This is a genomic window from Paraburkholderia sp. SIMBA_027, assembly GCF_046535315.1.
GTDB lineage: Bacteria > Pseudomonadota > Gammaproteobacteria > Burkholderiales > Burkholderiaceae > Paraburkholderia > Paraburkholderia tropica.
On record NZ_JAWRWY010001582.1, the window covers coordinates 1 to 237 of the forward strand.

The following is a 237-nucleotide window of genomic DNA, read 5'->3' on the forward strand; positions in this document are numbered from 1 at the left end:
CCTCCGTGCCCGCAAGCAGTGCGCAACCTTCGAGCCCGCTGACCCGCAACGACTATAAAACGCTGTCGCTGTCTGCCTTGGGCGGGGCGCTGGAGTTCTACGACTTCATCATTTTCGTGTTTTTCGCCACCGTGGTTGGAAAACTGTTCTTCCCCGTCGACATGCCTGAATGGCTGCGCATGCTGCAGACTTTCGGCATCTTCGCCGCGGGCTACCTGGCACGCCCGCTGGGCGGCA

Annotated in this window: 1 pseudogene; it reads left to right on the plus strand. The window is 61.2% G+C overall.

From position 1 onward, the window contains the following. Positions 1-5: 5 nt before the first annotated feature. Positions 6-237, plus strand: a pseudogene (locus SB764_RS44510) (MFS transporter); the annotation flags it as partial.